This window comes from Acutalibacter caecimuris (assembly GCF_034335085.1).
In the GTDB taxonomy this organism is placed as follows: domain Bacteria; phylum Bacillota; class Clostridia; order Oscillospirales; family Acutalibacteraceae; genus Acutalibacter; species Acutalibacter caecimuris.
Genome location: NZ_JAWXXJ010000073.1, coordinates 1 through 2,764 on the forward strand (window position 1 = coordinate 1; position 2,764 = coordinate 2,764).

Consider the following 2,764-nt stretch of genomic DNA (forward strand, 5'->3'; position numbering starts at 1 on the left):
TGATTTTCTCCCACGCTCTGTCGCTTATATCGTGCCGATGCTGTTCTCCCGCCATTTTTTTGCCCTCCTCTTCTTTGAGGTCTATTATATCATATTTTTATTGACGACGCCGCCTAGAGGAAAATGTTCCGGCGAAATACTTTCTTTCACAAGCACAAATGGAGCGACTCTTGAGCAAGTCCTACCAGGGCCGGAGGGATGCCGGGTCTACTCCCCAGCAGGGGTGTCCATCACCCTGACAAGCACCGCTGGAGGTTTTGGAGGCAGGAGTGGGCTTTACGATGTGAGCCTGCCCATCAAAGTCATGACGAAATCAGGCTATCAGCTCGCTCACCCCGGCGACAGCATCGACCTGGCATACGCCACCATGAATACCCGACGCGGCAGGGTTGGGGACAAAATCGCGCACACCGTTACCCCTGGAAATAACCAGGGGTATTTTTTTATCGACCTGAACGAAAACCCGGAATTGACAGAAAACGCAAGGTGTCTGCTGGCAAATCAGGAGGCGGGCATCGGCAAGTTTAAGGGCGGGAAATCTGGTGTTTTCATAGAGGGACAAGCACCTTTTTCCATTCCTGTGCAGGACGCGGACGGCAATCTGCACTATGGCAAAGTACGCAAGCTCATGCCTATCGAATGCTGGAGGTTGCAAGGTTTTAGTGACGAGCAGTTCCACAAAGCTGCCGCAACCGGGCTGTCTGACGCCCAGCTTTATAAAATGGCTGGAAACGCCGTCACAGTACCTGTCATTTCCGCTTTGAGCGAGAAAATCAAGGAAATATTTTGGAGGTCATCATGCCAAATCATATAACAAATATTATTGAGATCAAGGGCAATCCTGCCAGGGTCAAAGCCTTGTTTGAAGCTGTCAAAAGCGATGAGTACGGCCTCGGCTCCATCGATTTCAATAAACTGGTGCCTATGCCGCCGGAGTTGGGTATCGAGGAAGGGAGCCGCACAGACCGTGGCCTGAAAGCCTATCGTGACTTCATCGAAGTCTACACCTTTAACGGCAAAAAGGAGGACTTCGATCTGCTGAATATCCCTGAAAAATCGGAGCAAGCATTCCTTCGGGTGCGGCCCGATATTGACCGGGGAACCTGGAATTTGGGCAAGCAAGCGTTTCAAAACAGGCAAAAGTATGGCGTCACCAGCTGGTACGACTGGCGCATCAAGAACTGGGGCACCAAATGGAACGCCTATGGCTACGAGGGCGGCGTTCAGTTCGACGGCAAGTCGTTGCGATTCCAGACGGCGTGGTCGCCGCCCCAGCCGGTCATCGCCAAGCTGTCGGAGATGTACCCCGATCTGGATTTTGTCCACCAGTTTGCCGACGAGGACATCGGGCATAACTGCGGCGAGGATGAGTACCACAACGGCTCTTTGTGCGGCGAGTACCGCCCTACTGGTATTGAGGCTGTGGAGTACGCCAACAGTTTGTGGGGAAATGATGAACAGGAGGAAGATGAGGATGTGGAGGAAACCGAGGGCATGGGAGGCATGAAGTTATGAGCATCAAGCATATTACCGCCGACAACCTGCGCCGCATGAGTAATACAGAAGGGCTCATCATCCAAGGCTGCGGCGGGGATCTGCGGGAATGGGTGGATGGCATCAACGAAATGCTGACCGAGGAAGGTATTTTGCGAGGCGGCAGTAAGTTCAGCGGCTGCTCCTCGTTTGAGCACGACGGCCTGACCTGCCTGCTGTTCCCCTTCGAGGGGGTCAATGTGGATATAGGCCGTCTCGCCATCTGGCGGCTCAAAACCCATGATACCTTCGGCGGCGCGTGGTTGTCTGACTACGTGCCGAATCGTCTGGGCGGCTTTGATAGTTCCCAGATAGAGGAACCCACAGAAACAGAGGACATGGATGGCGGGCTGTCCATGAAATAAGAATATCACAAATATTGGCCGGTATCAATCGTTCAGAAAGCGATTGGTATAGTTAACGCAGTAATGCGTTAACTATTCGGCCTCTTTTTCGTTTTCTGAACGGTTTTCCGGCGAAGAAATGAGGTGGTCTCAATCAAATCGCCGGTATCCTGGGTGGGCAATAAAGCACCCATCCTCCCCATTATCTACAGTCTGTTTCCACTGGAATATGGCAGATTCGTGGAGGTGTTCGGCGGCTCCGGGAGCGTGCTGCTGGGCAAGCCTCCTGACCATTTCGAGGTGTATAACGATTTCGACCGGAATCTCGTCAATTTGTTCCACTGCATGAAGGAGCGCACCATGGCGACTATCCGGGAACTTGGATTCTGCAATCTCAATTCCAGGGATGACTTCCAGACCATCAAGGAATTTTTTCAGCATGAACAATTCGATGACAGATTCCTGGCAGAAGAAATGGAGCTAACGGAGGTATTGTTCCCACCGCCAGCAGCGGAGGAATTACGCGCCATCCGGCAGCGTATCACAAAAGACTACGACGTGCGCCGGGCGGCTATGTACCTGAAATTATTGCGGTACAGTTATTCCAGCGGAAAAAAATCTTTCGCCTCCCAGCCCTTCGACTTGCGGAGGCTGTTTGGCCTTATCCAGCAGTTAGAAAACCGGCTGGCCAATGTAGTGGTGGAGAATCAGGACTTTGAAACGCTCATTCACCACTATGACCGGCCTGATACGTTTTTCTACCTCGATCCGCCGTACTTTTCCACCGAGGATATGTACGCCGTGGAGTTTGCTTGGGCCGACCATGTGCGTCTGCGGGACACAGCGGCGAATATGCAGGGCCGGTTTCTGCTCTCGTATAACGATTG

General features: G+C 52.5%; 4 protein-coding genes. All 4 read left to right on the plus strand.

Annotation, left to right across the window (positions count from 1 at the left end; translation table 11 throughout):
• Positions 1-814, plus strand: an 814-nt coding sequence (locus U8U01_RS17165; protein WP_322176803.1) for a DNA cytosine methyltransferase, incomplete at its 5' end; no start/stop codon positions are given.
• Complete coding sequence (locus tag U8U01_RS17170) at positions 799-1,515, plus strand: DUF1281 family ferredoxin-like fold protein (RefSeq protein WP_322176804.1); 717 nt, start codon at positions 799-801, stop codon at positions 1,513-1,515. The genes U8U01_RS17165 and U8U01_RS17170, both read left to right, overlap by 16 nt.
• The gene (locus U8U01_RS17175; RefSeq protein ID WP_322176805.1) at positions 1,512-1,898 is read left to right on the plus strand and encodes a hypothetical protein; all 387 of its coding nucleotides are present in this window, start codon (positions 1,512-1,514) and stop codon (positions 1,896-1,898) included. Before U8U01_RS17170 ends, U8U01_RS17175 begins: the two co-directional genes overlap by 4 nt.
• A gap of 153 nt (positions 1,899-2,051) precedes the next feature.
• On the plus strand, positions 2,052-2,764 hold a 713-nt coding region (locus tag U8U01_RS17180), incomplete at its 3' end, for a DNA adenine methylase (RefSeq protein WP_322176806.1).